General features: G+C 53.1%; 4 protein-coding genes and 1 pseudogene. All 5 read left to right on the top strand.

Features of this window, described 5'->3' with window-relative positions:
* Positions 1 to 227 (top strand): annotated as a pseudogene (locus Q0294_RS11440) (gfo/Idh/MocA family oxidoreductase); the annotation flags it as partial.
* 44 nt (positions 228 to 271) lie between these two features.
* A complete protein-coding gene (locus Q0294_RS11435) occupies positions 272 to 862 on the top strand; it encodes a tyrosine-protein phosphatase (protein WP_299465017.1) in 591 nt (196 codons plus the stop codon).
* A gap of 247 nt (positions 863 to 1109) precedes the next feature.
* Positions 1110 to 1664 (top strand): hypothetical protein, encoded by a 555-nt coding sequence (locus Q0294_RS11430; RefSeq protein ID WP_299465014.1) that lies wholly within the window; start codon positions 1110 to 1112, stop codon positions 1662 to 1664.
* Positions 1665 to 1825: 161 nt separating this feature from the next.
* Positions 1826 to 2362, top strand: coding sequence for a hypothetical protein (locus Q0294_RS11425; RefSeq protein WP_299465011.1), 537 nt, complete (start codon positions 1826 to 1828; stop codon positions 2360 to 2362).
* A gap of 101 nt (positions 2363 to 2463) precedes the next feature.
* Positions 2464 to 4191, top strand: a complete 1728-nt coding sequence (locus tag Q0294_RS11420; protein WP_299465008.1) for a CocE/NonD family hydrolase — start codon at positions 2464 to 2466, stop codon at positions 4189 to 4191.
* Positions 4192 to 4302 lie beyond the last annotated feature (111 nt).

Below are 4302 nucleotides of genomic sequence, written 5' to 3'. Positions count from 1 at the left end.
GCTTCCATCAAGAATGGACAAACGCCTGCAAAGGAGACGCCCCGGCCACCTGTAACTTCGATTATTCCGGCCCGCTCTCCGAAACCGTCCTCTTGGGCAACACCGCCTACCGCGCGGGCGGCGGCTTCGACTGGGACGCGTCTTCGTTAACCGCAACAGGCAATAACAGTGCGAAACCGTATCTGTTTTCCAAATTCCGCAAGGGTTGGGAAGAGTTTACGAGTTAGAACGATTGCCGCTCAGTATGATGTTGGTTCGCAGGAGGTATTAAGTGAAACTCACAACATTCGTATTTTTCTGGTTGCTGCTGGCTGGATTTGTTGTTGCTGAGGAGCCGGAGGCTGATCGCCCGAAAATGTGGGCACATCCACTCAAAGTGGAGGGCGTGCCGAACCTGTATCAAGTGAGCGACACCCTGTACCGCAGCGCGCAGCCGACCGCGGAGGGGATGCGGAATCTGAAAAAAATGGGGATTGAAACTGTGATCAACCTGCGGTCGTTTCATTCAGATCGGGATGAAATTGGCAGTACGGGCCTGGGTTATGAACACATCTATATGAAAGCCTGGCATCCGGAACGAAAAGAAATTGTCCGCTTCCTGCAACTGGTGACGAACTCGAAACGGACGCCGGTGCTGGTACACTGCGAACATGGAGCCGACCGGACGGGAACGATGTGTGCGTTCTATCGCGTGGCCGTGGAAGGCTGGACTAAAGAAGATGCATTGCGTGAGATGACCGAAGGCGGTTATGGATTCCACAAAGTCTGGCAAAATCTCCCGAAGTGGATTGCGGACATCGATCTGAATTCGATCAAACAGGAAGCGGGCATCGAACGTCCCGTCAGTGCGGAGAAACCCTGATGTCAGAATCGCCTCCGCCAAGGTTGGGAAGAGTTTACGAGTTAGTCATTTGTAGTTTGATCTATCCATTTCTGAGCGGAATGGCGCTAGCCGGTAACGAAATCCAGCGTATTCACACCACCGGCGGCTAGGGTCGTGCCGCTCACGTTGATGATACCAATGGTGCATTGAAAGGAATTTTGTGGAACAAGTGCAGAGATGATTCTATAATAGACTCTTGATAGGTTATTCAATTCATGAGATCATCATGCATCCATCGCAGCCTCAATATTCCACGACGCAACCGGTCGCAAATCGTTTTCCTTCGATGTCGCTTGCCTTGTGGTTTGGTGTGCTCGCTGGCATTCCTCTCCTGCTGGAAGCGGTTGTTTTGCTGGCGACGGGAACGATGGAACGTTTTCTCTGGCTGTGTTCTCAATCCGTGCCGGGTTTGATTGTCGCTTGGCCTGTTTCTGTTCTATTACTGATCTGGCTCTGTATAGGCTGGAGTCGCTGCCTGGAACGCGACGAACTGGGAAGTCTGCGGCTGCTCTGGCTGACGCCACTGATTGTTCTACCAATCACAATGCTGTTCTGGGGAGCTCTGTTTTATAATCCTGATTTCTATAGTGGTAACTTTGAATGGTGGCAACTGATGGCAGTACATATCATGTTTTTGTTAGGCATACTGCTCGCTGTTCTTGCAATATTTCTAAACCGTGGTCGCCAGTCGATTGTGGCACCATTCAGCCTGTTAGCGATATTAATCATTTTTATTTGTGCCTTCACCGCAAGCTCGTCAGTTTCTGGTGAATGGCTCTGATGCAGTGAATTAAAATCAACACTCACTTTCTTTTCTGACTTGTGAATCGGATGCGGAATGCTCAGATCTCTATCGCACTTCCAGAGTTTATTTCCTGCAGTCTGTTTTTGATAGAGCCTCGAAGTTGGATTTGTTTGTTCTTCTGTTAAGGACGCGGTGACATGCTTCGTCTGTTACTCACATCCGTGATGTGTTTGCTTGCGGCAGGATGCAATCCCCCACCGCCGGAGATCAGCAACGACCGACTTGCCGAAGGCGTCTATGCCACGCCTGATGAAATCTCTGGATTCTCCGGCACCACGCTGGAACTGAAAGACGGCAAGTTCCGCTACTGGTTCTACACGGATGTGGTCGACCCTGATGAACCAGGACCAGAGTTTCCGATCACAGGGGAATATGAATTCCAGGATGGCCAATTACAACTGAAGAGTAACGATGTAAATCAACAACGCTGGCACTTCGATGTTCTAAAAGGCACTCCGGTACTATGGCGCGATGATGCGTATCATATCTGGAAAGAGAGACAGGATATTTTTCCGTACGGGATCCTGATCTGGACGGCGCAGGTGATGCACTTAGACGGCCCCAATGGTTTGCAACGCGTCTCGGTCATACAATACTACAGCGAAGAAAAGCAAAAAAAGATCAGGGAATCGATCCGAAATTCGACGGGCTCGTTAATTCAGGAACCACAGTAAATTCCTTCGCTCGATTGATCTTCCTGGCAGAAGCTGTTAAGAAAAAGAGAGCGACCTGCCTGACTTGTGATCCCTGCACCTCATTCTGAAAGTCTCTGCACATGAAACGCTCGCCTGTTTTTTCTTTCTGTTTCCTTTTGCTCGCCGTGCAATCGTTGATGGCGGCCGAACCATCGCAAATCACGCGCGAGACCATTCAGGTGCCGATGCGGGATGGCGTGCTGCTGGCGACCGACGTCTATCGCAGCCCGGAAGTGAAACGGGCGCCGGTGTTGCTGATGCGAACGCCTTACAACAAAGACCGCGTCAAAAAAGTCGCCGAGCGATTTGCGGCGGCCGGTTTTATCACCGTTGTGCAGGACTGTCGCGGAAAATTTGCATCGGAGGGGATCTTCTTTCCCTACGACAATGAAGGGCAGGACGGATATGACGCCGTCGAATGGCTGGGCAAACAACCCTGGTGCAACGGACGGATCGGCATGTGGGGTTCTTCTTATGTGGGCGCGACGCAATGGCAGGCAGCCGCCGAACAACCACCGGGGCTCGTCACGATTGCACCGACGGCAACATGGAGCAGCTTTTATCGCAACCTGTATCTGGGCGGCGCAGTGCGGCTCTCCTTGATTGCGGGCTGGGCAGCCGGCAACTCCGCAAAACCCGAAGGGACTACCGCGTCGGAAGACTGGCAACGCACGTTCCTGCATCTGCCCCTGAGCGAAGTTGACGATCAGATCGGCTGGTCGATTCCCTGGCTGGAAGGCATGCTCACGCATCCGCGTCACGACGGTTACTGGAACCGCGTGGAACTGACCGACAAGATCGTCGACCTGAAACTGCCGATGCAGCACATTGTCGGTTATTACGATTTCTTTTCGCGCGAATCGGTAAACAATTTCATGCGAATGCAGCAGCAGGCACGCGACCCGAAAACACGTCAACGCCAGCAACTCATCCTCGGCCCGTGGGATCACGGTTCCATCGGCCGCGCGAAAGTGGGCGAAGTCGATTTCGGCGAGCATGCGGTGATCGACGCTGCCGGGGAAAATCTGAAATGGTTCGAACAGTTTCTGAAAGCCGACGATGCCGCTGCACAAGTCGTCGACATTCCCGTAAAATACTTTTCGATGGGCGATAATATCTGGCAGGAAGCGACCACCTGGCCGCCGCACGGTTTTACTGCAACCCCCTTTTATCTGCATTCGAATGGCAAAGCGAATACAGGCGCCAGCGATGGCAGTCTTGATCTCTGTCCGGCGACCACCGCGGAAGCGGCTGACAGTTTTAAAGCCGACCCCGATGATCCCGCGCCCGCTTGTCCAGTCACCGCAGCGCGGCCTCTGAAGGCGGCGACATGGGCGCCCGTGGATCAGCGGCCCATTGAGACGCGGGATGACGTGCTGGTATTCACGTCCGAGCCGTACACGGAACCGCTGACATTTGCCGGCAATGCCCAGGCGAAACTGTTCGTCTCAGCAGACACACCCGACGCCGACTGGGTCGTCAAACTGATTGACGTCCATCCCGACGGCTTTTCGCAAAACCTGACCGTAGGAATTCTGCGCGGCAGTTTCCGGAATTCAGAACTAGAGCCGACACCACTCGAGCCGGGGAAGATTTACGAAATCACCGTCGACCTCGGCCCCATCGCCGCCCAGATCGGCAAGGGACACCGCCTGCGGGTTGATATTTGCGGCGCGTATTTCCCGCTATTCGACCGGAATCCCAATACGGCAGAAGGCCCGTTCGGAAAAGATTCGAAAGTCTCAACAGAGCGCGTCTATCACGATGCAAGTCGACCGTCGCGGATTATTCTGCCTTGTCAAAACTAAAGGTGGTTGGAGCTGGTAGATTAACCGGCACCAGACATGGTGTTCATACAAACGCTCCGCAGCAAGAAATGTACACAATATATTGTGAACTAGTAGAGAGTTATCTGCGAT

Source organism: uncultured Gimesia sp. (genome assembly GCF_937919775.1).
Taxonomy (GTDB): domain Bacteria; phylum Planctomycetota; class Planctomycetia; order Planctomycetales; family Planctomycetaceae; genus Gimesia.
The sequence above is the reverse complement of the archived record's forward strand: the minus strand, read 5'-3'. Positions and strand labels throughout refer to the sequence as shown.